The 25,429-nt window shown below is 54.2% G+C and carries 23 protein-coding genes; 16 read left to right on the top strand and 7 right to left on the bottom strand.

The window, feature by feature from the left end:
* Nucleotides 1-37 precede the first annotated feature (37 nt).
* The 10 genes from rlmN to AC0TNG_RS10620 all read left to right on the top strand — a co-directional run bounded on the left by rlmN (nt 38) and on the right by AC0TNG_RS10620 (nt 11,633).
* Nucleotides 38-1,204 carry a dual-specificity RNA methyltransferase RlmN gene (gene rlmN, locus AC0TNG_RS10665; protein ID WP_014171168.1) on the top strand — a complete coding sequence of 389 codons (1,167 nt, stop codon included), beginning with the start codon at nt 38-40 and terminating at the stop codon, nt 1,202-1,204.
* A 293-nt stretch (nt 1,205-1,497) separates the two neighbouring features.
* Nucleotides 1,498-2,511 (top strand): cytoskeleton protein RodZ, encoded by a 1,014-nt coding sequence (gene rodZ / locus AC0TNG_RS10660; RefSeq protein WP_024908652.1) that lies wholly within the window; start codon nt 1,498-1,500, stop codon nt 2,509-2,511.
* Between the two features lie 26 nt (nt 2,512-2,537).
* Nucleotides 2,538-3,656: a flavodoxin-dependent (E)-4-hydroxy-3-methylbut-2-enyl-diphosphate synthase gene (gene ispG / locus AC0TNG_RS10655; protein WP_023308814.1), complete on the top strand. Its 1,119-nt coding sequence runs from the start codon at nt 2,538-2,540 to the stop codon at nt 3,654-3,656.
* An 80-nt stretch (nt 3,657-3,736) separates the two neighbouring features.
* Entirely contained in the window at nt 3,737-5,011 is a 1,275-nt protein-coding gene (hisS, locus tag AC0TNG_RS10650; RefSeq protein ID WP_023333028.1) for a histidine--tRNA ligase, read from the top strand.
* A 13-nt stretch (nt 5,012-5,024) separates the two neighbouring features.
* Entirely contained in the window at nt 5,025-5,645 is a 621-nt protein-coding gene (locus AC0TNG_RS10645) for a YfgM family protein (RefSeq protein ID WP_473713471.1), read from the top strand.
* A gap of 10 nt (nt 5,646-5,655) precedes the next feature.
* Nucleotides 5,656-6,834 carry an outer membrane protein assembly factor BamB gene (gene bamB / locus AC0TNG_RS10640; RefSeq protein WP_024908654.1) on the top strand — a complete coding sequence of 393 codons (1,179 nt, stop codon included), beginning with the start codon at nt 5,656-5,658 and terminating at the stop codon, nt 6,832-6,834.
* Nucleotides 6,835-6,946: 112 nt separating this feature from the next.
* The gene (gene der, locus AC0TNG_RS10635; protein ID WP_024908655.1) at nt 6,947-8,422 is read left to right on the top strand and encodes a ribosome biogenesis GTPase Der; all 1,476 of its coding nucleotides are present in this window, start codon (nt 6,947-6,949) and stop codon (nt 8,420-8,422) included.
* Nucleotides 8,423-8,723: 301 nt separating this feature from the next.
* Nucleotides 8,724-10,268: a peptide MFS transporter gene (locus AC0TNG_RS10630; protein WP_024908656.1), complete on the top strand. Its 1,545-nt coding sequence runs from the start codon at nt 8,724-8,726 to the stop codon at nt 10,266-10,268.
* Between the two features lie 58 nt (nt 10,269-10,326).
* Nucleotides 10,327-11,361 carry a Gfo/Idh/MocA family oxidoreductase gene (locus AC0TNG_RS10625; protein WP_473713469.1) on the top strand — a complete coding sequence of 345 codons (1,035 nt, stop codon included), beginning with the start codon at nt 10,327-10,329 and terminating at the stop codon, nt 11,359-11,361.
* Between the two features lie 50 nt (nt 11,362-11,411).
* Nucleotides 11,412-11,633, top strand: a complete 222-nt coding sequence (locus AC0TNG_RS10620; RefSeq protein ID WP_024908658.1) for a zinc ribbon domain-containing protein — start codon at nt 11,412-11,414, stop codon at nt 11,631-11,633.
* Here the strand turns inward: AC0TNG_RS10620 and AC0TNG_RS10615 are convergent.
* Genes AC0TNG_RS10615 through xseA form a run of 3 tightly spaced genes read right to left on the bottom strand, consistent with a single transcriptional unit; the run spans nt 11,630 to nt 14,432 of the window.
* Nucleotides 11,630-11,980: a protealysin inhibitor emfourin gene (locus AC0TNG_RS10615; RefSeq protein ID WP_024908659.1), complete on the bottom strand. Its 351-nt coding sequence runs from the start codon at nt 11,978-11,980 to the stop codon at nt 11,630-11,632. The two genes, AC0TNG_RS10620 and AC0TNG_RS10615, sit on opposite strands and share 4 nt — an antisense overlap.
* Nucleotides 11,981-13,000 carry a M4 family metallopeptidase gene (locus AC0TNG_RS10610; protein ID WP_473713468.1) on the bottom strand — a complete coding sequence of 340 codons (1,020 nt, stop codon included), beginning with the start codon at nt 12,998-13,000 and terminating at the stop codon, nt 11,981-11,983.
* A 58-nt stretch (nt 13,001-13,058) separates the two neighbouring features.
* On the bottom strand, nt 13,059-14,432 hold the full coding sequence (xseA, locus tag AC0TNG_RS10605) for an exodeoxyribonuclease VII large subunit (RefSeq protein ID WP_417927682.1): 1,374 nt from the start codon (nt 14,430-14,432) through the stop codon (nt 13,059-13,061).
* Between the two features lie 159 nt (nt 14,433-14,591).
* On the opposite strand from xseA, the gene guaB reads away from it, so the two are divergent.
* Nucleotides 14,592-16,058 (top strand): IMP dehydrogenase, encoded by a 1,467-nt coding sequence (gene guaB / locus AC0TNG_RS10600; protein WP_417927681.1) that lies wholly within the window; start codon nt 14,592-14,594, stop codon nt 16,056-16,058.
* A 67-nt stretch (nt 16,059-16,125) separates the two neighbouring features.
* On the top strand, nt 16,126-17,703 hold the full coding sequence (gene guaA, locus AC0TNG_RS10595) for a glutamine-hydrolyzing GMP synthase (protein ID WP_024908661.1): 1,578 nt from the start codon (nt 16,126-16,128) through the stop codon (nt 17,701-17,703).
* Nucleotides 17,704-17,849: 146 nt separating this feature from the next.
* Here guaA and AC0TNG_RS10590 read toward each other — a convergent pair whose 3' ends face one another.
* Nucleotides 17,850-18,068, bottom strand: a complete 219-nt coding sequence (locus AC0TNG_RS10590; RefSeq protein WP_024908662.1) for a DUF7661 family protein — start codon at nt 18,066-18,068, stop codon at nt 17,850-17,852.
* Between the two features lie 278 nt (nt 18,069-18,346).
* Nucleotides 18,347-18,517 carry a PAAR domain-containing protein gene (locus AC0TNG_RS10585; RefSeq protein ID WP_155267921.1) on the bottom strand — a complete coding sequence of 57 codons (171 nt, stop codon included), beginning with the start codon at nt 18,515-18,517 and terminating at the stop codon, nt 18,347-18,349.
* 222 nt (nt 18,518-18,739) lie between these two features.
* On the opposite strand from AC0TNG_RS10585, the gene AC0TNG_RS10580 reads away from it, so the two are divergent.
* Both AC0TNG_RS10580 and AC0TNG_RS10575 read left to right on the top strand, forming a co-directional pair.
* Nucleotides 18,740-20,287, top strand: a complete 1,548-nt coding sequence (locus tag AC0TNG_RS10580; protein WP_473713467.1) for a hypothetical protein — start codon at nt 18,740-18,742, stop codon at nt 20,285-20,287.
* A gap of 39 nt (nt 20,288-20,326) precedes the next feature.
* Nucleotides 20,327-20,920: a hypothetical protein gene (locus AC0TNG_RS10575; RefSeq protein WP_237187866.1), complete on the top strand. Its 594-nt coding sequence runs from the start codon at nt 20,327-20,329 to the stop codon at nt 20,918-20,920.
* A 598-nt stretch (nt 20,921-21,518) separates the two neighbouring features.
* On the opposite strand, the gene AC0TNG_RS10570 is transcribed toward AC0TNG_RS10575, so the two are convergent.
* Nucleotides 21,519-22,061 (bottom strand): helix-turn-helix domain-containing protein, encoded by a 543-nt coding sequence (locus AC0TNG_RS10570; RefSeq protein ID WP_024906931.1) that lies wholly within the window; start codon nt 22,059-22,061, stop codon nt 21,519-21,521.
* 91 nt (nt 22,062-22,152) lie between these two features.
* On the opposite strand from AC0TNG_RS10570, the gene AC0TNG_RS10565 reads away from it, so the two are divergent.
* Complete coding sequence (locus tag AC0TNG_RS10565) at nt 22,153-23,073, top strand: NmrA family NAD(P)-binding protein (RefSeq protein ID WP_024906932.1); 921 nt, start codon at nt 22,153-22,155, stop codon at nt 23,071-23,073.
* A 114-nt stretch (nt 23,074-23,187) separates the two neighbouring features.
* Nucleotides 23,188-23,790, top strand: coding sequence for a site-specific integrase (locus AC0TNG_RS10560; protein ID WP_024906933.1), 603 nt, complete (start codon nt 23,188-23,190; stop codon nt 23,788-23,790).
* A 71-nt stretch (nt 23,791-23,861) separates the two neighbouring features.
* Here AC0TNG_RS10560 and AC0TNG_RS10555 read toward each other — a convergent pair whose 3' ends face one another.
* Nucleotides 23,862-25,250: an MFS transporter gene (locus AC0TNG_RS10555; protein ID WP_024906926.1), complete on the bottom strand. Its 1,389-nt coding sequence runs from the start codon at nt 25,248-25,250 to the stop codon at nt 23,862-23,864.
* Between the last annotated feature and the right edge of the window lie 179 nt (nt 25,251-25,429).

The raw sequence follows: 25,429 nt of genomic DNA, 5'->3' as shown, positions 1-25,429 counted from the left end.
TGGGCCATAACGTGTAACAACGAGGCCGGAAAATATTATGTCTGAACTAGTGAATACCTCCGAAGTCGCCATTCCTGCGGTTCCCAATAAAAATGGAAAAATCAACCTGCTGGATCTGAACCGTCAGCAGATGCGCGAGTTCTTTAAAGAGATGGGCGAAAAGCCGTTTCGTGCCGATCAGGTCATGAAGTGGATGTACCATTACTGCAGCGACAATTTTGATGACATGACTGACATCAACAAGGTCCTGCGCAACAAGCTCAAAGAAGTGGCTGAAATCCGCGCACCGGAAGTGGTGGAAGAGCAGCGCTCCGCAGATGGCACTATCAAATGGGCGATTGCGGTCGGCGATCAGCGCGTTGAAACTGTCTACATCCCGGAAGAAGACCGCGCGACGCTGTGCGTCTCCTCCCAGGTTGGCTGTGCGCTGGAGTGCAAATTCTGCTCAACCGCGCAGCAAGGCTTTAACCGTAACCTGCGCGTGTCAGAAATTATCGGCCAGGTCTGGCGTGCCGCGAAAATCGTGGGCGCGGCAAAAGTAACCGGCACGCGCCCTATCACCAACGTGGTGATGATGGGGATGGGTGAGCCGCTCCTGAACCTGACCAACGTTGTTCCGGCGATGGAAATCATGCTGGATGACTTTGGCTTTGGTCTGTCCAAGCGTCGCGTCACGCTGTCTACCTCAGGCGTTGTGCCTGCGCTGGACAAGCTTGGCGACATGATTGACGTTGCGCTGGCGATCTCCCTGCATGCGCCAAACGATGAAATTCGTGACGAAATTGTGCCGATCAACAAAAAGTACAATATCGAAACCTTCCTCGCCGCAGTACGTCGCTACCTGGAGAAATCCAACGCCAACCAGGGCCGCGTGACCATCGAGTACGTGATGCTGGATCACGTCAACGACGGCACCGAACATGCGCATCAGCTGGCTGAACTGCTGAAAGATACGCCGTGCAAAATCAACCTGATCCCATGGAACCCGTTCCCGGGCGCGCCGTATGGCCGTAGCTCGAACAGCCGTATCGACCGTTTCTCCAAGGTGCTGATGGAGTATGGTTTCACCACCATCGTGCGTAAAACCCGTGGTGATGACATTGATGCCGCATGCGGACAGCTGGCAGGTGATGTCATTGACCGTACTAAACGTACCCTGCGTAAACGCATGCAGGGCGAGACGATCGCGGTTAAAGCTGTTTGATTATTATGCACTCGCGGCGCATTATCTGCGCCGTGAAGCATAACCTTACTGAATAATCAGTCAGATTCGTGATGACTGATCAATAATTACGGTGCGTTTCATTCGACTTTCGGGCAGTATGTAACGACGTAACAACAGTTTAGCCGTACGGGCAGGGCTGTACTGTCATCTCCGGGCTGACAGTCTTATACTCTCTGTTCAAGGTTAACTGACCAGAAGTTTCGCGGTGCGGGTGGCATTGTGACTCACCGGCGCCTGAACCCTTATTTTTCACGTACCAGTAGTTGTAGCGAATGAATACTGAAGCCACTCACGACCAACATGAAGCACTCTCCACTGGCGTTCGTCTTCGCAACGCCCGTGAACAACTCGGACTCAGCCAGCAAGCCGTTGCGGAACGCTTGTGCCTGAAGGTTTCCACGGTTCGCGATATTGAAGAAGATAAGGCGCCTGCCGATCTGGCTTCAACGTTCTTGCGCGGTTATATCCGCTCTTACGCAAAACTGGTGCACATCCCCGAAAACGAATTACTGCCAATGATGGAGAAGCAGGCGCCGGTCCGTGCAGCAAAAGTTGCGCCGATGCAGACCTTCTCCCTGGGGAAACGTCGTAAAAAACGTGATGGCTGGCTGATGAGCTTTACCTGGCTGGTGCTGTTTGTGGTCATCGGTCTGACCGGTGCATGGTGGTGGCAAAACCACAAGGCGCAGCAGGAAGAGATCACCACCATGGCCGATCAATCCTCGGCCGAACTCAACCAGGCCGGAAGTGAGAACGGCCAGAGCGTGCCGCTGAATACCGACGGCGCAGCGTCCTCCAGCGAGCCACAGACCGCAGCGCCAGACGCGTCGGCGACCGGTGCAGCACAGGCCCCGGCAGCAACGGCTAACACCGCTGCGCCGCAGGCTCAGGATCAAAACGCGGTTGTTGCCCCTTCTCAGGCGAATGTTGATACGGCGGCGAACGCGCCTGCGGCTACTCAGCCTGCAGACAATAGCGCAGCGACTCTGCCAACCAGCCCGGCGGGTACGGCGACAGCAGCCGATCCCAACGCGCTGGTGATGAACTTCAGCGCCGACTGCTGGCTGGAAGTAACTGACGCGACAGGTAAAAAACTGTTCAGCGGCCTGCAGCGTAAAGATGGCACGTTAAACCTAACCGGCCAGGCTCCTTATAAACTTAAAATCGGCGCTCCGGCAGCGGTACAGATCCAGTATCAAGGAAAACCTGTCGACCTGAGCCGCTTTATCAGAACTAACCAGGTTGCACGTCTTACCGTTAATGCCGAACAATCAGCAGCACAGTAACAGACGGGCAACGCGGGAGATTTTTCATGCATAACCAGGCTCCGATTCAACGTAGAAAATCGAAACGGATTTACGTTGGGAATGTGCCAATCGGCGATGGGGCACCTATCGCCGTTCAGTCGATGACCAACACGCGCACCACCGATGTGGAAGCGACGGTCAATCAAATCAAAGCATTAGAACGTGTAGGCGCGGACATTGTTCGCGTCTCCGTCCCAACCATGGATGCCGCTGAGGCGTTCAAACTGATCAAACAGCAGGTCAGCGTTCCGCTGGTGGCTGATATCCACTTCGACTACCGCATCGCACTGAAAGTGGCCGAATACGGCGTCGATTGCCTGCGTATTAACCCGGGCAACATCGGTAACGAAGAGCGTATCCGCATGGTTGTGGACTGCGCCCGCGATAAAAATATTCCTATCCGTATTGGCGTTAACGCCGGTTCCCTGGAAAAAGATCTGCAGGAAAAATACGGTGAGCCTACGCCGCAGGCGCTGCTCGAATCCGCGATGCGCCACGTCGATCATCTCGATCGTCTCAACTTCGATCAGTTCAAGGTCAGCGTAAAAGCGTCCGACGTGTTCCTTGCCGTAGAATCTTACCGCCTGCTGGCAAAGCAGATCGACCAGCCTCTGCACCTCGGGATCACCGAAGCGGGCGGCCTGCGCAGCGGCTCTGTAAAATCCGCGATCGGTCTGGGGCTGCTGCTCTCTGAAGGGATCGGTGACACCCTGCGCGTCTCGCTGGCGGCCGATCCGGTCGAAGAGATCAAAGTCGGTTTCGATATTCTGAAATCACTGCGTATTCGCGCGCGCGGGATCAACTTCATTGCCTGCCCAACCTGCTCACGTCAGGAGTTTGATGTGATCGGGACGGTGAATGCCCTTGAGCAACGTCTGGAAGACATTATCACCCCGATGGACGTTTCCATCATTGGCTGTGTGGTAAACGGTCCGGGTGAAGCACTGGTGTCAACCCTGGGCGTAACCGGCGGTAACAAGAAAAGTGGTCTCTATGAAGATGGCGTTCGTAAAGATCGTCTGGATAATAGCGACATGATCGACCAGCTTGAAGCCCGCATCCGCGCCAAAGCCGCCATGATGGACGAAACACAGCGTATCAGCGTTCAGCAGGTTGAAAAATAACGTGATGGGAAGCGTGCCGCTTCCCATGTATGATTGAACCCATTCTTTGGGTTTTTTTTGTATATAGAAAGAGAATAAACGTGGCAAAAAACATTCAAGCCATCCGCGGCATGAACGATTATCTGCCTGGCGAAACCGCCATCTGGCAGCGCATTGAAGGCACACTGAAGCAGGTGCTCGGCAGCTACGGTTACAGCGAAATCCGTTTGCCGATTGTAGAGCAGACCCCGTTATTCAAACGCGCGATTGGTGAAGTCACCGACGTGGTTGAAAAAGAGATGTACACCTTTGAGGACCGCAACGGCGACAGCCTGACCCTGCGTCCGGAAGGTACGGCGGGCTGCGTACGCGCCGGCATCGAACATGGTCTTCTGTACAATCAGGAGCAGCGCCTGTGGTATATCGGCCCGATGTTCCGCCACGAACGTCCTCAGAAAGGTCGTTATCGCCAGTTCAATCAGCTGGGTGTGGAAGTCTTTGGTCTGCAGGGCCCGGACATCGACGCCGAACTGATTATGCTGACCGCCCGCTGGTGGCGTGCGCTCGGTATCGCCGATCACGTTTCCCTTGAGCTGAACTCTATCGGTTCTCTGGAAGCTCGCGCTAACTACCGCGATGCGCTGGTTGCGTTCCTGGAACAGCATAAAGAGAAGCTGGACGAAGACTGCAAACGTCGCATGTACAGCAACCCGCTGCGCGTTCTGGATTCCAAAAACGCGGATGTTCAGGCCCTGCTGAACGATGCGCCTGCGCTGGGCGACTACCTGGATGAAGAATCTCGCGAACACTTCGCGGGCCTGTGCAAGCTGCTTGAAGCGGCAGGCATCGCCTATACCGTGAACCAGCGCCTGGTGCGCGGTCTGGACTACTACAACCGTACCGTGTTTGAGTGGGTGACCAGCAGCCTCGGCTCTCAGGGCACCGTATGCGCGGGCGGCCGTTATGACGGTCTGGTTGAGCAACTTGGTGGTCGCGCAGCGCCTGCTGTGGGCTTTGCTATGGGCCTTGAGCGACTTGTTTTGCTGGTTCAGGCAGTTAATCCGGAATTTAAAGCAGAATCCGTTGTCGATATATACCTGGTGGCCTCAGGCGCGGAAACGCAGTCTGCGGCGATGCAGCTTGCCGAACGCGTGCGCGATGCGCTGCCGGGCGTTAAGCTGATGACCAACCATGGCGGCGGCAACTTCAAAAAACAGTTTGCTCGTGCCGATAAGTGGGGCGCAAGTATTGCACTGGTGCTGGGCGAGTCCGAAGTGGCTAACGGCGAAGTGGTGGTGAAGGACCTGCGCTCTGGTGAGCAGACAACGGTAACGCAGGACGGCGTTGCGGCGCACTTGCGCACTCTATTGGGCTAAGGAGAAGGACTGCGTGGAAATTTACGAGAACGAACACGATCAGGTCGACGCGATTAAACGCTTCTTTGTTGAAAACGGCAAAGCGCTGGTTGTTGGGGTTATTTTAGGTGTCGGTGCGCTGGTGGGCTGGCGTTACTGGAACAATCATCAGGCAGATTCCGCGCGCGGCGCGTCCCTGTCCTATGAAAATACCGTGAGCGCAATTCGTGCCGATCAGCCGCAAACGCTGACGGCGGCAGAGAAATTTGCGGCTGACAACAAAAACACCTACGGTGCACTGGCTGCGCTGGAAGTGGCTCAGCAGTACGTTGATAAGAACGAACTGGATAAAGCCGCTGCTCAGCTCTCTCAGAGCCTTGCTGCGGCCAGCGATGATAACCTGAAAGCGTTGATCAATCTGCGCCTGGCACGTATTCAGGTTCAGCAGAAGAAAGCTGACGATGCGCTGAAAACGCTCGATACCATCAAAGGCGAAGGCTTTGCTGCCATCGTTGCCGATCTGCGCGGTGAAGCACTGCTGAGCAAAGGTGACAAAGCGGGCGCGCGTAAAGCGTGGCAAGCTGGCGTAGAGAGCAATGCTTCACCTGCGCTGAGCGAAATGATGCAGATGAAAATAAATAATTTGTCCGTCTGAGAGGGACCCGATGCAATTGCGTAAATTACTTCTGCCAGGACTGCTTTCTGTTACGTTATTGAGTGGTTGTTCACTGTTCAGTGGCGAAGAAGACGTTGTGAAAATGTCCCCACTGCCGACGGTTGAAAACCAGTTTACCCCATCCACCGCGTGGGATGTCTCCGTGGGCAGTGGGATTGGTGATTTCTATTCCAACCTTCATCCGGCCTATGCAGACAGCGTTGTCTATGCCGCTGACCGCAAAGGTACCGTGAAAGCGGTGAACGCCGATGACGGGAAAGAAGTGTGGTCCGTTAACCTGGCGGAAAAAGACGGCTGGTTCTCGCGTAAACCTGCACTGCTGTCTGGCGGCCTGACCGTTGCCGGTGGCCACGTCTACGTTGGCAGCGAAAAAGCGCAGGTTTATGCGCTGAACAGCAGCGACGGCTCCATTGCCTGGCAAACAACCGTAGCGGGTGAATCCCTGTCTCGTCCGGTGGTGAGCGACGGCCTGGTGCTGATTCATACCAGCAACGGCCAGCTGCAGGCGCTGAACGAAGCGGACGGCCTGGTGAAATGGACCGTTAACCTGGATATGCCAGCACTCTCTCTGCGCGGCGAATCCGCTCCGGCTACCGCATTTGGCGCTGCCATTGTGGGCGGTGACAACGGTCGCGTGAGCGCAGTGCTGATGCAGCAGGGCCAGATGATCTGGCAGCAGCGTATCTCTCAGGCCACCGGCTCAACGGAAATTGACCGTCTGAGCGACGTAGACACAACGCCGGTCATCGTTAACGGTGTGGTTTACGCGCTGGCCTATAACGGCAACCTGACCGCGCTGGATCTGCGCAGCGGCCAGATCATGTGGAAACGTGAGCTGGGCTCTGTGAACGATTTTATCGTTGAGGGTAACCGTATCTATATGGTTGACCAGAACGACCGTCTGCTGGCTCTGAGCACCGAAGGCGGCGTAACGCTGTGGACGCAAAGCGACCTGCTGCACCGTCTGCTGACCTCGCCAGCGCTGTACAACGGTAGCCTGGTTGTGGGCGACAGCGAAGGGTATATGCACTGGATCGATCCGGATAACGGCCGCTTTGTTGCACAGCAAAAAGTCGACAGCTCTGGTTTCCTGACCGATCCGGTTGTGGCCGATGGCAAGCTGCTGATTCAGGCAAAAGACGGCACGCTGTACGCGATCACGCGTTAATTACCCGGCGGTTGTAGTATACTAAACGGCTCCTGTTCACTCAGGAGCCGTTTTGACATTTTTAAAAACGCCGCGAAAGCGACGTTATTTTGAATTTTATGAGGCTTCAAACATGGTACCTGTGGTCGCGCTTGTCGGGCGCCCTAACGTTGGAAAATCCACTCTTTTTAACCGTTTAACACGCACCCGTGATGCGCTGGTTGCGGATTTCCCGGGGCTGACGCGTGACCGTAAGTACGGTCGTGCAGAGGTGGAAGGACGCGAGTTCATCTGTATTGATACCGGTGGTATTGACGGCACAGAAGACGGCGTTGAAACCCGCATGGCGGAACAGTCGCTGCTGGCGATTGAAGAAGCGGATGTGGTGCTGTTTATGGTGGATGCTCGCGCTGGCCTGATGCCGGCGGATTCCGCTATCGCTAAGCACCTGCGTTCACGCGAAAAACCGACCTTCCTGGTGGCGAACAAAACCGACGGCATCGATGCCGATCAGGCCATCGCGGATTTCTGGTCTCTGGGCCTGGGTGAAATCTACCCGATTGCGGCATCGCATGGCCGTGGCGTCACCAGCCTGCTGGAAACCGTTCTGCTGCCGTGGGTTGACGAAGTGAACCCGCCGGAAGAAGTAGACGAAGACGCTGAATACTGGGCGCAGTTCGAAGATGGAGAAGAGGGCGAAGAAGAAGAGCCTGAAGACGACTTCAACCCGCAGGATCTGCCGATCAAGCTGGCAATCGTGGGCCGTCCAAACGTAGGTAAGTCTACGCTTACTAACCGTATTCTGGGTGAAGAGCGCGTGGTCGTTTACGACATGCCGGGCACCACCCGCGACAGTATCTACATTCCTATGCAGCGCGATGAGCGTGAGTATGTCCTCATCGACACCGCCGGGGTACGTAAGCGCGGAAAAATCACCGATGTGGTGGAAAAATTCTCCGTTATCAAAACCCTGCAGGCGATCGAAGATGCTAACGTCGTGCTGCTGGTCATCGACGCACGCGAAGGGATCTCCGATCAGGACCTCTCTCTGCTCGGCTTTATCCTCAATAGTGGGCGCTCACTGGTTATCGTGGTCAACAAATGGGATGGCCTGAGCAACGAGGTTCGTGAGCAGGTGAAAGAGACCCTCGACTTCCGTCTGGGCTTTATCGACTTTGCCCGCGTGCACTTCATCTCTGCGCTGCACGGTAGCGGCGTCGGTAACCTGTTCGAATCCGTGCGTGAAGCGTATGACAGCTCCACCCGTCGTCAGAGCACCGCGATGCTGACGCGCATCATGAACATGGCTGCAGAAGACCATCAGCCGCCGCTGGTGCGCGGCCGTCGCGTGAAGCTGAAATATGCCCACGCCGGTGGTTATAACCCGCCAATCGTGGTGATCCACGGCAACCAGGTGAAAGACCTGCCGGATTCCTACAAGCGCTACCTGATGAACTACTTCCGTAAATCGCTGGACGTGATGGGCACGCCTATCCGTATCCAGTTCAAGGAAGGGGAAAACCCGTTCGCCAACAAGCGCAACACCCTGACGCCAAACCAGATGCGTAAGCGTAAGCGCTTGATAAAGCACATTAAGAAAAGCAAATAAGCTTTGCCGCTCTCATGAAAGCCCGCGATTATCGCGGGCTTTTTTTTTGCCGAATCATACCGCCGGTTTTCTCAGTGTGAAGTCAATCACTATTCACTTTTAACCATGTTTAAATCTAAGAAAGTAGACAATCGTCGAATTTTCATCTTAAAGTCCAGGGTCCGGTACTAGACAAAACTAGCGCCTGGTTATCAAATGGTTAACTAACCTTTCGCCGCACGTAAAAAATCGGCCAGATACGTAACTGGCCGGCGTACCTGCTGGTGTTTACAAGCACGACGACATACCTTTCGGGAGAATTATGCAATCCACTGTTAATCAAAAAGAGAGCCGAACGTTCTTCGGCCACCCGTATCCGCTCGGTTCCCTGTTCTTCACCGAGATGTGGGAGCGTTTCTCGTTTTACGGCATTCGTCCATTACTGATCCTGTTTATGGCCGCCACCGTCTATGACGGCGGGATGGGCCTGGCGCGTGAAAACGCCTCGGCGATTGTCGGTATCTTTGCCGGTACCATGTACCTGGCCGCGCTGCCGGGCGGCTGGCTGGCGGATAACTGGCTCGGTCAGCAGAGAGCCGTCTGGTACGGTTCGATTCTGATTGCGCTCGGTCACCTGTCGATTGCGCTCTCGGCGGTGATGGGGAACAACCTGTTCTTTATCGGCCTGATGTTCATCGTGCTTGGTTCCGGACTGTTCAAGACCTGTATCTCGGTGATGGTCGGCACCCTGTATAAAAAAGGCGACGCGCGTCGTGACGGCGGCTTCTCGCTGTTCTATATGGGCATCAACATGGGCTCGTTCATCGCGCCGCTGATTTCCGGCTGGCTGATTAAAACCCACGGCTGGCACTGGGGCTTTGGTATTGGCGGTATCGGGATGCTGGTGGCGCTGATTATCTTCCGCGTGTTTGCCGTTCCGGCAATGAAACGCTATGACGGCGAAGTCGGCCTCGACTCCACCTGGAATAGCCCGGTGGTGAAGCGTAACGGCGTAGGCGTTTGGCTGCTGGCGCTGGCGGCTGGCGTGGCAACGATCGTAACGCTGATTGCGCAGGGCGTGATTGTGATTAACCCGGTCGCGGTGGCCAGCGTGCTGGTCTACGTGATCGCGGCGTCCGTTGCCCTCTACTTCATTTATCTGTTTGTTTTTGCTGGCCTGAACCGTAAAGAGCGCGCCAGACTGCTGGTCTGCTTTATTCTGCTGATCTCCGCGGCGTTCTTCTGGTCCGCGTTTGAACAGAAGCCAACCTCATTCAACCTGTTTGCCAACGACTACACTAACCGCATGATCGGCGATTTTGAAATCCCGGCGGTGTGGTTCCAGTCAATCAACGCCCTGTTCATCATCCTGCTGGCACCGGTGTTCAGCTGGGCGTGGCCGAAGCTGGCGAGCATGAACATTCGCCCGAGCAGCATCACCAAGTTTGTTATCGGTATTTTGTGTGCCGCAGCGGGCTTTGGCCTGATGATGCTGGCGGCACAAAACGTGCTGAGCAACGGTGGGGCGGGCGTGTCGCCGTTCTGGCTGGTGGGCAGCATCCTGATGCTTACGCTCGGTGAACTGTGTCTCAGCCCGATTGGCCTGGCGACCATGACGCTGCTGGCGCCGGAGAGAATGCGCGGTCAGATGATGGGGCTGTGGTTCTGTGCGAGCGCGCTGGGTAACCTGGCGGCGGGCCTGATTGGCGGCCACGTGAAGGCCGACCAGCTGGATATGCTGCCGGATCTCTTTGCGCGCTGTTCCGTCGCGCTGCTGATTTGTGCCGCGGTACTGATCGTCCTCATTGTTCCGGTACGCCGCATGCTGGAAAATGCGCAGACTAAACCGGCAGCTAACGCCTCATAAACCTCGAGCTTGCCGGGGCGGCGTTATGCCCCGGCAATTTACTCAACGAGGTAAGAATATGCTGTTAGGGTTTGTGGGTCTTGGCGCAGTCGTTGAAACAGCTTACCTGCCCGCAATACGAAAATGCTTTGATAATCTCCCTCACTGTTTAGGCTTTGATATCCAGCCCGTAAAACAGCCGGAGGGGGTAACGCGTTGTGCCACACTGGCTGAACTCCTCTCCCGGCCGCTTGATACCCTGTTTATTACCACGGCGTCGCTGCACCATCTTGAGGTACTTGAACACGCTCTCGCCTCATCAGTTTCCCGCATCGTGGTTGAAAAACCGATTGTCGCCACGCTGCCCCAAATCGAAAAGCTCAACGCGCTGCTGGCAAACCCTGACCTCGCATCCCGCGTGCTGGCGCTCGATCACTGGATGGCGCGCATCGAAACGGTGAAGCGGTCGCTGGTTGGCAATGTCTCTGACATCGTCAAAATCGACGGCTTTTTGCAGGAGCCGAGCGGAGTTAACGCCGCTGGGGAACCCATCGCGCTTAACTTTGCCACCGGCGAGCCGGACACCCGTTCGCTTCGTCACCCTGATGGCGTGATTCTGGATATCGGCACGCACGTGCTGGCGATGCTGCGCGAAACGGTGCGTTATCTGGGCGGGAATGATGAGATGACGTTACAGGTGGTGACGGCTAAAAACCGCCTGGGCCGCGATATCGCAAAAGGCGACCTGACCACGGCGGAGGGCGAGGCGCATCTGCAGGGCCGCATCAGCGGCGTGCCGGTGGATATCTGGCTTAATAAATATGCGGGACCCGCTGGCGGGCAAAAAGGTTTACGGCTCTGGTTGCGTGACGGGCGGACCATCAGTTACGACCGGCGCGGCGCTGAAGATGTGCTGGAGATGATCGATGGCGACACGCGCCAATGCTGGACAATTCCCGGCTCGATCTACGAGCACTGTCTTGCAGAGCAGATCCTGGGCGCCAACAGCCTTTTTGAACGGGATCCGCACGAGGTGAGCCGCACGACGCGCCGCCGAATCGAGGAAGTTGAGCTGCTGCTGACCTTGCAGCAACAGCTGCGTGGCCCGCACTGAACGCAACGTGGTAAAATTATCGCAGACCTCAACGCTTTGAAGGAGTCACCATGACGATTACCTGCCCGGATTGCCGGGCACCGCTTGAGCCCGTGAACGGGGTGGCACACTGCGAGAGCTGTAATAAGGATATTGCGCTTGAAGCTCGCTGCCCGGAGTGTCATCAGCCACTCCAGGTCTTAAAAGCCTGCGGGGCGGTGGATTATTTCTGCCAGAACGGCCACGGTCTTATCTCTAAAAAACGCGTGGAGTTTGTTCGGGCCGAAGGTTAATCGCACACGCAGCCTTCACCTTTCTTCCACAGCTCGACCAGCGACTCGGGCGCTTCCTGCTCCGGCACCAGCACGATGATATCGGCGTAGTGCGCCTGATTTTGCCCGGTCCAGATAATCTGGATGCGGAAATAGCGCTGGTCGCCGCTGCCGGGTGACGAGGCCTGTCCCGGCGGCTGGCCGCGCGGAAAGGCCTGCTCCAGGATGCTCACCAGACGCTGGCGCTGGGCCTCATTGAGCGAGGAGAGCGCGATGGTGCGCTGGCCGCTCAGCTTAGGAATAAAAGCGACGCCGCCTTCCCGGGCCAGCTCAACCACGGCGTCATCCGTCAGTTCCGGAACCTGCATTTACAACACTCCCACCTGTTCCCAGGCTTGTTTAATGGCCGCCCCAACGTCGCCGCCGGAGAGTTTCTCTCCGTGCGCGATTGTCAGTTTTGCGAAGGCCTCAAAATCCGCATCCTGCGCCAGATTGCGATCGCAAACCGTGTCGTACCAGGCATAACCCGCTTTTTCCCAGGCGTAGCCGCCGATCGCCGTCGCGGCCAGATAAAATGCCCGGTTGGGGATGCCGGAGTTCAGATGCACGCCGCCGTTATCCTCGCGCGTTTTGATGAAATCTTTCATGTGCGCGGGCTGCGGGTCTTTGCCAAGCAGCGGATCGTTGTAGGCGGTGCCGGGTTCAGACATTGAGCGCAGCCCTTTACCATTGATCCCTTTCGCCAGCAGCCCTTCACCAATCAGCCAGTCCGCTTTATCGGCGGTTTGCTTCAGATGGTACTGCTTCACCAGGGAGCCAAACACGTCCGACAGCGACTCATTCAGCGCGCCGGACTGCTCAAAGTAGATAAGCCCGGCTTCGGTCTCGGTCACGCCGTGGCTCAGCTCGTGCGCCACCACGTCGATGGCGATGGTAAAGCGGTTAAATATTTCCCCGTCGCCGTCGCCAAATACCATCTGCTGACCGTTCCAGAAGGCATTCTGATATTCCCGACCGTAGTGAACGGTGCCGGTTAAAATAAGCCCTTTGTTATCGAGCGAATTGCGCTGATATTCTTTCCAGAAGAAATCATGGGTAATACCCAAATAATCGTAAGCTTCATCCACCGCTACATCGCCGTTCGACGGCTGGCCTTCGTAACGCACCTGCGTACCCGGCAGCTCCTGGGTCTGCTTCGCGTCGTAAATATCGCGCTCCAGCTGTCCGGCTTTATTCACGTGCGGCGCGGCGGGTTTGCCGGGCATGTGGGCCATCAGCGTCTGGACGTGGGTTAAGGTCTGGCGGGCACAGCGCTGCTGCGGCTCGGAACCGCTTTCGATAATACGACGAAGAATATAAGGGGGAATAACGCTATAAAGATGGGGCATGCTGCTCTCCTTATTAAAAAAGGGAATAGCAGCAGTATAGTAAGTAACTGGCGAAGAATTATCCGGTTTTACGCTGACGCGTCTTTTTCGCCGGTTTAATTGATTTAACTTCGCTTTCTACCCAGCCGTCTGAAAGACGCGTCGTCACCACATCGCCGGTATTTACCTGTTTGGTCTGCTTGAGCACCTTGCCGTCCGTCGCCGTCGTCACGCTATAGCCGCGCGCCAGCGTGGAGAGGGGGCTGACCGCTTCAAGGTGGGTCACCGCATTGCCAAAACGTTCGCGGGTGGTGCTCAGTCGGGCGCGGAGAGTCTCTGCCAGACGATACTCCAGCTGCTGGATCCGCGTTTGCGCGCGATAAATTTTCGGCTGCGGGTTCTGCTGGTTCAGGCGCTGCGTCACGCGCTGCTGGCGCGACACCGCGCGCTTAAGCTGCGCGTCCACCGCCACGTTCATGCGCTGGCGCAGGCGCTCCAGCACGGTCTGCTGACGCGCCAGACGCAGCTGCGGGTGCTGCTGCTGAAGACGGTGATGAAGCTGGGTAAAGCGGCGGGTACGGTTGGCAAGGAAGTAGTCCATCGCCATCTCAAGACGCTGCTGGCCGTTCTGAATCTGACGCAGCAGCTCCAGCTGGTTTCGGCTGACCACTTCCGCCGCCGCGGACGGCGTAGGCGCGCGCAGATCCGCGACAAAATCGGCTATCGTCACGTCCGTTTCGTGGCCGACGGCGCTCACCACGGGGATAAGGCTGGCAAAGATTGCCCGCGCCACGCGCTCGTCGTTAAAGCTCCACAGGTCTTCCAGCGAGCCACCACCGCGCCCGACGATTAATACGTCGCACTCCTGACGGGCGTTCGCCAGCTCAATGGCGCGCACAATCTGGCCCGGCGCATCGTCACCCTGCACGGCGGTTGGGTAGATGATGACGGGCAGGGAAGGGTCGCGACGCTTCAGTACGTGCAAAATATCGTGCAGTGCCGCACCGGTTTTCGAGGTGATAACCCCAACGCAGTGGGCAGGGGAGGGCAGTGGTTTTTTATACTGCTGCTCGAACAGCCCCTCGGCAGAGAGCCTGGCTTTTAACTGTTCATACTTCTGCTGCAGCAGGCCTTCGCCCGCAGGCTGCATGCTTTCGACGATAATCTGATAGTCGCCGCGCGGCTCATACAGGGTGATATTGGCGCGAACCAGAACCTGCTGCCCATGCTGAGGGCGGAACGTCACGCGGCGGTTGCTGTTGCGGAACATCGCGCAGCGCACCTGGGCGGTGTCGTCTTTTAAGGTAAAGTACCAGTGACCGGAGGACGGCTGCGTGAAGTTAGAGATCTCACCGCTGATCCAGACCTGCCCCATTTCCTGCTCAAGCAGCAAACGCACCGTCTGATTAAGGCGGCTGACGGTATAAATTGAGGGGGATTGAGAGGATAACATGTGAGCGGGATCAAATTCTAAATCAGCAAGTTATTCAGTCGATAGTAACCTGCTGAGAGGTGAGCGCAAGCATTTTTTTTAAAAAAGTGTGGATGCAATCGGTTACGCTCTGTATAATGCCACGGCAATATTTAACCACCCAGGTCAGAGATATTGCCCATGCTACGTATCGCTAAAGAAGCACTGACGTTTGACGACGTCCTCCTCGTTCCCGCTCACTCCACCGTTCTGCCGAATACTGCCGATCTCAGCACGCAGTTGACGAAAACCATTCGCCTGAACATTCCTATGCTCTCTGCGGCAATGGACACCGTGACTGAAGCGCGCCTGGCTATCGCACTGGCACAGGAAGGTGGCATTGGCTTTATCCACAAAAACATGTCTATCGAACGTCAGGCGGAAGAAGTTCGCCTGGTGAAGAAACATGAATCCGGCATCGTGTCTGACCCACAGACCGTTCTGCCAACCACTACGCTGCACGAAGTGAAGGCCCTGACCGAACGTAACGGCTTCGCCGGTTACCCGGTTGTGACCGAAGAGAACGAGCTGGTCGGTATCATCACCGGTCGTGACGTGCGTTTCGTGACTGACCTGAACCAGCCTGTCAGCGTGTACATGACGCCAAAAGAGCGTCTGGTCACCGTTCGCGAAGGTGAAACCCGCGACGTGGTGCTGGCAAAAATGCACGAAAAACGCGTTGAAAAAGCGCTGGTCGTCGACAGCAACTTCCACCTGCGCGGCATGATCACCGTTAAAGATTTCCAGAAAGCAGAACGTAAACCGAACGCCTGTAAAGACGAGCATGGCCGTCTGCGCGTTGGCGCTGCGGTTGGCGCAGGTGCCGGTAACGAAGAGCGCGTTGACGCGCTGGTTGCTGCGGGCGTTGACGTCCTGCTGATTGACTCCTCTCACGGCCACTCCGAAGGCGTTCTGCAGCGTATTCGCGACACCCGTGCCAAATACCCTGACCTGCAGATCATCGGCGGTAACGTGGCCACTGGCGCAGGCGCTCGCGCGCTGGCTGACGCTGGCTGCAGCGCGGTGAAAGTGGGTATCGGCCCAGGCTCTATCTGTACCACGCGTATCGTGACCGGCGTGGGCGTTCCACAGATCACCGCGGTGTCTGACGCGGTTGAAGCGCTGGAAGGCACCGGTATTCCGGTTATCGCTGACGGCGGTATCCGCTTCTCTGGTGACATCGCTAAAGCCATCGCCGCTGGCGCCGCTGCCGTGATGGTGGGCTCCATGCTGGCCGGTACCGAAGAATCCCCGGGTGAAATCGAACTCTACCAGGGCCGTTCTTACAAATCCTACCGCGGCATGGGCTCCCTGGGCGCGATGTCCAAAGGTTCATCTGACCGTTACTTCCAGACCGATAACGCCGCTGACAAACTGGTACCGGAAGGTATCGAAGGTCGCGTTGCCTATAAAGGCCGTCTGAAAGAGATCATTCACCAGCAGATGGGCGGCCTGCGCTCCTGTATGGGTCTGACCGGCTGTGGTACCATTGACCTGCTGCGTACCAAAGCGGAATTCGTACGCATCAGCGGTGCGGGTATCCAGGAGAGCCACGTTCACGACGTGACGATCACCAAAGAGTCCCCGAACTACCGTCTGGGCTCCTGATAAGTTTCCGCGCCCGGCTTCTGCCGGGCGCTCTGTTTTTGTTTCACTTGCCTCGGAATTAGCGTCAATGACGGAAAACATTCATAAACATCGCATTCTCATCCTGGACTTCGGTTCTCAGTACACTCAGCTGGTGGCGCGTCGCGTACGTGAACTGGGCGTTTACTGTGAGCTGTGGGCGTGGGATGTCACGGAAGCACAGATTCGCGAATTCAATCCAAGCGGCATCATCCTGTCCGGCGGCCCGGAAAGCACCACCGAAGAGAACAGCCCGCGCGCGCCGCAGTACGTGTTCGAAGCTGGCGTGCCGGTATTCGGCGTTTGCTACGGCATGCAGACCATGGCCATGCAGCTGGGTGGTCACGTAGAAGGATCTAACGAGCGCGAGTTCGGCTATGCGCAGGTAGAAGTGGTGACCGACAGCGCCCTGGTGCGCGGTATCGAAGACTCCCTGACCGCAGACGGCAAACCGCTGCTGGACGTGTGGATGAGCCACGGCGACAAAGTCACCGCTATCCCGTCTGACTTCGTCACCGTTGCCAGCACCGAGAGCTGCCCGTTTGCCATCATGGCGAACGAAGAAAAACGCTTCTACGGCGTGCAGTTCCACCCGGAAGTGACCCACACCCGTCAGGGTATGCGTATGCTGGAACGCTTCGTGCGCGACATCTGCCAGTGTGAAGCGCTGTGGACCCCGGCAAAAATCATCGACGACGCTGTTGAGCGTATCCGCCAGCAGGTTGGCGATGACAAAGTGATCCTCGGCCTTTCCGGCGGCGTGGACTCCTCCGTGACCGCGATGCTGCTGCACCGCGCCATCGGCAAAAACCTGACCTGCGTCTTCGTGGACAACGGTCTGCTGCGTCTGAACGAAGCCCAGCAGGTGATGGACATGTTCGGTGACCACTTCGGTCTGAACATCGTTCACGTGGAAGGCGAGCAGCGCTTCCTGGACGCGCTGAAAGGCGAGAACGATCCGGAAGCGAAACGTAAGATCATCGGCCGCGTGTTCGTGGAAGTGTTCGACGAAGAAGCGCTGAAGCTGGACGACGTGAAGTGGCTGGCGCAGGGGACCATCTACCCTGACGTGATTGAATCTGCCGCATCCGCTACCGGTAAAGCACACGTCATCAAATCTCACCACAACGTGGGCGGCCTGCCGAAAGAGATGAAGATGGGTCTGGTTGAACCGCTGCGCGAGCTGTTCAAAGACGAAGTGCGTAAGATCGGTCTGGAACTGGGTCTGCCGTACGACATGCTCTACCGTCACCCGTTCCCGGGGCCGGGTCTGGGCGTGCGCGTGCTGGGCGAAGTGAAGAAAGAGTACTGCGACCTGCTGCGACGCGCGGACGCTATCTTCATCGAAGAGCTGCACAAAGCTGACTTGTACAACAAGGTAAGCCAGGCATTCACCGTGTTCCTGCCGGTTCGCTCCGTCGGCGTGATGGGCGATGGCCGTAAGTACGACTGGGTTGTTTCCCTGCGTGCGGTGGAAACCATCGACTTCATGACCGCGCACTGGGCGCACCTGCCGTATGACTTCTTAGGCCGCGTGTCTAACCGCATCATCAACGAAGTGAACGGTATTTCCCGCGTGGTGTATGACATCAGTGGTAAGCCACCGGCTACGATTGAGTGGGAATGATTTCCTAACAGGAAATGTCTGGTACTAACAGGTTCTAAATTATCTCTAAGCCCGCGGATTGCGGGCTTTTTTTTGGGCGGTGGCTGACAACACCATCTCAGGTGAGTGCCTGGAGCGGGCGCAACGTAATGCTATCCATTCAATCCTTATTCGATGCGTACCACATTTGGATGACGATCGGTTGCGGCTTCATGGAAAATGTCACCCAGCCAGTCGGCAATCTCGCCTTCAGTCATATCGTCTGGAATAGCGATGTCATAGAGTCGAGAAAACTTTCTCTCCGTCAGGTCAGCACGAAATACCAGCCACCGATCATGCTTACGTTGAACGCCAATATGCCGTCCAAAAACGTTATATATCAGCATATGCAATCTCCGATCATGCTAGTGAGTTCCTGTAGTTAAGATACCTACGTTAGATCAGGCCAGAGAGTAAATCGTACAAATATGAAAGGTCAGCGTTCGTACCTCGCTCACAGCGGACATCATGCTTCTGTATCTGCTCTGTCTGCTCTGTGCCAGGAGCGGACCTATCATATTCGCCAACCGCCGCTTCGATAAAGCTATCTATGGTAGGAAGATAATGTCCAGGTAACATTTCATCAATATTTCGTTCGCCAACGAAGCATCCATTATTTCTCTCACTATACCCCGTCATGCGTACTGTCGCCGTCGGTGTGCTTATCGAATGGGATTCCATCCACCAGCGCAGGTAAACCTTTGATGGTAACGAGCGGTTCCCCCGCAACAGCCGGACAGGGTGAAAACCCTTCGTGTCCCGAGCAGATGGCACCCTGAACTGCGATAATTGACATTGTGTGATCCGGTAATAAATTTTGTATGAGGCTAACAGGACTTCACCGGTCACTGATGGGGGCCTAATCGGGGAAAGAGGTGATACTAAAGTTTGAATTCTTTCTCTGTTATAAGCGGTTTTAGTTATGGAGTGAAAATTACCCTGAATTAATTATTAATCATGCGGCTGTAACTATTTTGCATAGAAATCATCCTTACTTATCCTACTGAGGATAGTTATTATGAAAAGAAGCAATAGTTTTATGCAGTTGAGTGCAATAGCCCTTGCCCTTGGTCCTGTTTTATCTTTTGCTGAAGATACGAAACCAACAATACCTCCAAACATAACGATTATATGTTCCCCTAGTTATGCTTATAACCAGCCAGATCAGGCATCCCCACCAACACCAGCAACGTCAACGCCTGCACCAGCGAGACCAATATCCGGGGGCAATATCTCCGATAAAATGAAGATGCAAGCTTATGATTTTTGGGGTATAAAAATTCCAGAATTTTTACCGATTCCGCCTCCACTTCCAATTCCAATTCCGCTTCCAAACCCAGTTCCACACTCAGTTCCAAACCCAATAGATTTGCTCCCTGGGGGTAAAGCATTGTCTAACCTACCTACCTGGGAGCAGGTATTTGGCAATCATAGTGACTCTGATCCTTTTAAAAATGCTGTTACCGCTGCCGCGACACTCGTTGATGGAGAAACAAAACGTCAAATCGACGTAATTAAGAAAACTGTCGATAATGCAACCAGAACATTTGTCAAAGCGGTCAATGATGTCGCGAGTACTTATGATAAAGCATGGAAAGATATTGGTGCCCAAGCTCAAAGAAGCTTTAATGATCTCACTGAGGCCGGGGCAGCTATTGTGCACTTTGCAGGGAATGAACTTAGTTCACAATATGCACTATTGAACAAGGCTGAGAATCAGATCAAAGAGGGGAAAATAATCGATGCTATATGGTCGACGACTGTGGCACCGTTTCATGATTCTGAGAAGAACTTATACGATGCAATGCAGGAGAGCCATGTCTTAGACCAGGCTATCACATCAGCCGCTGCTTTCTACGGAGGTCCTGCTGGTGCAGCCGCTGTTGCTGCATGGAAAGTCATGCGCCTCACTGGTGACATTAACTCTGCATTACGTGCGGGTGCTCTTGCCGCAGTGGTACAACAAGGTGGGGCTATTGTTAATGGCATGCCTGACGGCACTATATCTGAAGTAGTGAAGAAAGCAGCAATAGCCGGGGCTGTTGGCGGTGTCGCTGTAGCTGTCTCCGGTGGAGATGAACAGGCAATCACGGATGCATTTTTGAAATCATCAGGCAACGTTCTCATCCAGGATGCGCAAAGCCAGGTTGGCGAGATTGTAAAAGGCAATCCCAATATAAGCGCTGCCGCTGAAACAGTGGGCTGTATTTCTGCCCGTAATGTAAGTTGCCTTGCCGATGTCCCCTATGTAAAAGATGCAACCGGCAAATTAACAGAACAGGTCTCACCTGCGTTAGCCGATATTAAGGGAAGGGTAGACGAAGTCACTGGCAAGTGGACTGCTATGAAAACGCAAGCGGAAAAGGATGTCAATGAATGGTTAACCAGCATACCTAAACTCCCTGGTTTGGATGCTATTCCTATAGCAAACAACACTGCTGTAATCACCTGGACTCTTGGCAAAGAGGACGAGTTAAAAAATGGCATCCCTACGGTCGTAATTACGGCAATAGGTGATAATGTGCCGTTCATTTCAAAAGCAACATATACACAAATCCAGAAGTAGAGATTATTACGGGCCGATATTTTATTTAGGTAGGTATCTATGAAATATGTGAGCGCAGTAGTTCTTTTGGCAATACCTGGAATTGTGTATTCGGGATGCCCCGTAGCCCCCGCTAACACATCTTCAGATAACGCTAAAAATTCGTATATCAAATCACTTTCCGGGCTTATGAAGTGTGAAGAATCCCTCCCAGCCAATGACAAGAGCCCATGCAATTTTTTTGTCGCCAGGGGGCTAAGCCAGATCTGGCATGTGGAGGATTTTGGCAAAGATGATGGTCCCTTTCTGACCGCAAACCAGATTTGGGATAAGGTTAACTCAGGAAATACAAACTGGAAAAAGCTCGGACCTGTATTAGACGAAGATAACAACTTATGTGCACAGAGTATGGCGAACGGCGGATGGGCTGTTATCGCTGTGATGAAAGTGGAGGGCGGCACCGGGCATGTAGCCCTTGTGATACCCGGAGACCCGAAACAAAGTGCAGCCTGGGGGATGTTAGCAGCCAATTCTGCCAGCTTCAGGCTCAATGATCCGAAAGCATCATATGTGGATAAGATATTGAGTAGCAGCTTTGGCAAAGAAAACGCGAAGCGTGCAGTATTCTTCTATCGAAGCCCTATCAATATTTGATAAATAAACACAATAATGCACACTAAGTGGTCATTATGTTGTCATTTAGTGTGCGCTTTATGTGTGTTAAATGGTCATAATAATAAAGTGTTAGCATGATATGATCTTAAGCTCAGCGTCCACGTACCTGTAGAATTATGGTGGCCTGTCGGGGCCGATCTCGGTCGGGCCGGTTTCTGTGGCCCGGTAGTTCGAACCTATCAGGTCACCACCAGCGAGTTTCGCAGCTCCGGTACGGGATAATTCCTTTCTCGTAAGGCGGCAAAACCATTCTCTTGATGAGGGATTAACAATATCGCGCAGTAGATTCTGATTGGCAATACGCGATTACTGTAATTTTGCTAAAGATAAGTGGTCCAAATATCGTTACACTTTTAGCAGCCCACATCTACCTCCTCAACAAACTGGCTGACGGCCATCTCTTCATGCGAGCACCTCTCCATGATCCAAAACACATCGATGTAAGCATGCATTCCGAATGTCCGCACCTCGCTCTCAGCAGACCTTCAACCGTAAAAGCATGTCCGCTCAGTGCCTGGAGCGGACGTTCAAGTCATAGTTAATGACATACTTTGTGGAAATCGAAAAATTAGATATCTCAGGATCTTCTAAGAAGACCCGTGTACAGAATTGACAAGACTCGTTCTTTTATTTTTTCACGCTCTTTCAAGTCCCTTCCACAGAGTATTGCCCCTAACATCGAAGATATTAGTGGGAAATCCTCAGGCACAAGATCATGACGTAGGTTTCCTTTTCCTGACTCTTCAGAAAGACATTTAGCTGCTGTACGGATAAATCGTTCACGGCCGAGATTAGCGGCCATCGACTCTCTCCCGGCAGACCGCCAGTACTCTGACAAAACGGGACTTATTACGAGATTCTGGGCAATATGTTCAATCAGAGCACAGGCCGAATACTCGCCGCCTTCTTCACTCTGTTTAAATTCCATTCGCGCAAGTGACCTGTCCAGTAGTGCATCCAGCAACGCCTGTCTGTCTGGAAAGTTTCGATAAAACGTTCCCTGTCCCACCCCGGCCCGTTCTGCGACATATTCAAGTGGTGTGCTGATCCCACGCAGGCCAAATTCCATTTCAGCTGCATCAAGAAGTTTTTCCCGACGCAAGGCTGCATCTCGCCTCATAACCAACCTCTGAGTAAAATGACTACGATTGACAAAGTGGAGTATTTCCTCCACTTTAAGATTATTGGAACCAATTAGCAAGTGAGGAACTATGTCTGATAATCATTCCCGTATTGTACTTGTCACTGGCGCGACAGGCATGCAAGGGGCCGGTGTCGTAAAAATGCTCATATCCTGCGGATACCACGTTCGTGCTCTTACTACTGATGCAGGCAGCGAAAAGGCTCAAGCACTTAGCTTGATTGGCGCTGAGCTTTTTGAGGGAAGTTTTGAAAACCAGACCTCACTGGACAGAGCCCTGAAGGGGGCGGAATCTGTATTTTCGTTGCAACTGACTGATCCCTCAGGTCAGCATCGTGAGGTAATACAGGCTATATCACTGATCGAAGCAGCAAAAAGAAACGGATTAAAACACTTCATCCAGAGCACTGTTTCAGGGGCGGGCCAACATGCAAGTGCCGACTGGTTTAAATCGGATAAATGGTCGGCCAATTATTGGAATGACAAAATGGCTGTTCAGGACGAGGTCAGAAAAGCCGGGTTTGAAAGATATACAATCCTGAAGCCAGCACTGTTTATGGAGAACTTACTCCCTCCGAAAGCAGCGGGAATGTATGTTGGTCTTGATTCAGGCCGCCTGATTTCCCGGGTACCACCAGATGTCAGATTAGCCTGGATATCCTCAGAAACTCTGGGATACGCGGTGCGTTTTTCCTTAGACAATCCCAATGTCATGAATGGATGCGAACTGGAGCTGGCGGACACGCTGGCTACGCCAGTTGAGATAGCTGCGGAACTTACGCAGGTGACAGGACTTCCCGTGACATACGAATATGGCGATTGTCAGACCATGCTTGATATGGGGTTCAGGCCAGGTGTGATTAATGCTCAGGAATGGCAGGCAGAAGTCGGTTATCCGGCTTTACCTGAGATGGCTAACAGGAAAGGCATCAGCACCTTATCTTTTCGCGAGTGGGCAATGCTGCATAAAGATGAGTTTCAAGTTTCCTGACTGACCTGAGCCCAAGGATACCGGCTATGTCATTATCCTTGGACTCAAGGCGTCCGCTGTTCGCTCATAAGGGACAACCATACTCAAATCTCCCACATTGCAGGAGATTTGAGTATGAACACGTCACCGTGGAATAAAGACCGTATCATAGGCCAAAAAAGACCACTTCAGATATCTCATATCTGGGGGATTCGAATCCGACTTGAACTGGAAGGTAAAACGCGTGATTTAGCTCTGTTCAATATGGCCTTAGACAGTAAGCTACGAGGCTGCGATCTGGTGAGCCTCAAAGTATCTGATGTTGCATATGGTAGCTCGGTTTCAAGCAGAGCTACGGTGCTGCAACAGAAAACCGGTAGCCCTGTGCAATTTGAGATAACCAAAGGGACAAGAGAAGCTGTTGCTGCATTGATAAAGCTTGGCAATTTGCACAGTAAAGACTTCTTGTTTCGGTCTCGGATCGGAACTAACCGGCACATATCAACCCGACAATACAGCCGAATTTTTCATGGGTGGGTAGAAAAGCTTGGTCTCGAAGCTTCGCTTTACAGCACACATTCCATGAGAAGAACAAAACCTTACTTGATATACAAGAAAACCAAGAATCTCCGGGTGATCCAACTTCTGTTGGGCCATAAGAAACTGGAAAGCACAGTCCGTTATCTGGGCATCGAAGTCGATGATGCGTTAGAGATATCTGAATCGATTGAAGTCTAAGGTTGTCAGGGCTGCAACAGCAGCCCTGTGCCAGGAGCGGACATTGACTTGCTCCCGTGTTGCTGAGGCATTTACTTTTTCGGGGAAATTTTGCGGCGCAGGTAATTCGCCGACAGCGCCGCAATAAGGCCACACAGGCTCATCAGCAGCCAGGCTGCATGGAAGGATTCGGGTGCAGCAGCTTTACCGCTTAGAGCAACAAAAAGCGCAACGCCGATCGCCGCACCAATCTGGCGTGAGGTGTTGATCAGCCCTGTTCCTGTCGAATACATATGGGCCGGAAGCCCGGAAACCGCACCTGCCATAAAGCCCGTCTGCGCGATACCCGCACCGAGTCCGGTCATAATCAGTCCGGGCAAATAGTTCAGTAACCAGGCATTATCGGTATGGTCGCTGAGCGTTAAAAACCACCAGAGTCCACTCAGGAAGTACAGTACGGAGCCTGCGACAGCAAGGTTCTGTGGAGTGGCCTTTACCCTCCCGATAAGCAGCGAGGCGACAACGGCGGTGCCGGGTCCCGCAGCAAAAGCAAGACCTGCCTGTGCGGCGGTCAGGTGCCATGCCTGGGTCAGAAACATCGTGCCGCCAAGTAACATAACGGCAAAACTCATATAAAAACATCCCATGCCTATTGTTGCCGTTGTGAAAGCCCGGGAATGGAACAGACTCAGGTCGAGAAGAGGACGGGAGGATTTCAGGCAGTGGTACACAAATACCGTCAGAACGACGATGGCTCCCATACTTCCCGCGAAAATAGCGGCTTTGTGGGTGCCCCATTCCGAAGTATGAGCTATGGTGGCGGTGAGGAGAGCTATTCCTGACGTCAGGAGTACGCTTCCAGCAATATCGGGGGCAGGCCCGGTATGCGGTGCACTTTCTTTCAGGTATCGGGTACAGATGAGAGCCCCAATCACGATGGGCACGTTGATGAAGAAAATCAGATGCCAGTCCGCCTGAACCAGAAAGCCACCCAGGACAGGGCCCGCCGCGGCCGCAACCGAGCCGGTGGCTGCCCAGAACCCGATCATCTGCTTATGCTTCTCCTGAGGATATGCACCCAGTAGTAGCCCAAGGCTTGTCGGGATGAGCATGGCCGCAGCAACCCCCTGTATTGCCCGCGCGGCGATGAGTATCCAGAGCGTGGGCGCCAGCCCGCAGAGCAGGCTCGACAGACCAAACAGGGCCAGACCTACCGAGAAAATAGTCCGTCGGCCGTACCGGTCAGCAAAACGGCCGCTCAGCACCAGAGTGGAGGCAAAACAGACTGAGAAGATCGTCAGAATCAGTGACAGTGTGGCCTCGGGGTGTTCGGGAAAACTTCGGCTGATCGACGGGAAGGCAAGATTGACGACAAATAAGTCCAGTGAGCTCAGGATGCTGCCCAGCCCGATTGAAAGCAGGCCAGCCGGGTGAATACGTGACGGTGAACTCGATGCTATGGTTGATGAATTAATGGCCATGTTTCCTCTCTGAACAAAGCGCTGTCCGCTGACTACGGGTATAACAATATACGTGTATATACCCACATATTGCGATCAGCGTCAACGCTTTCCAGCAGGTCAATAAACCTTCGGGTTCAGCCAGGGAGTCACTGCATCAAATGTTTATTTTCCGGTGTCGCATTCTGGACTCAGATCTA

It is taken from the genome of Enterobacter sp. PL_is514, assembly GCF_055816715.1.
Note: the sequence above shows the minus strand (reverse complement) of the source record. Positions and strands in the feature narration are given on the sequence as shown.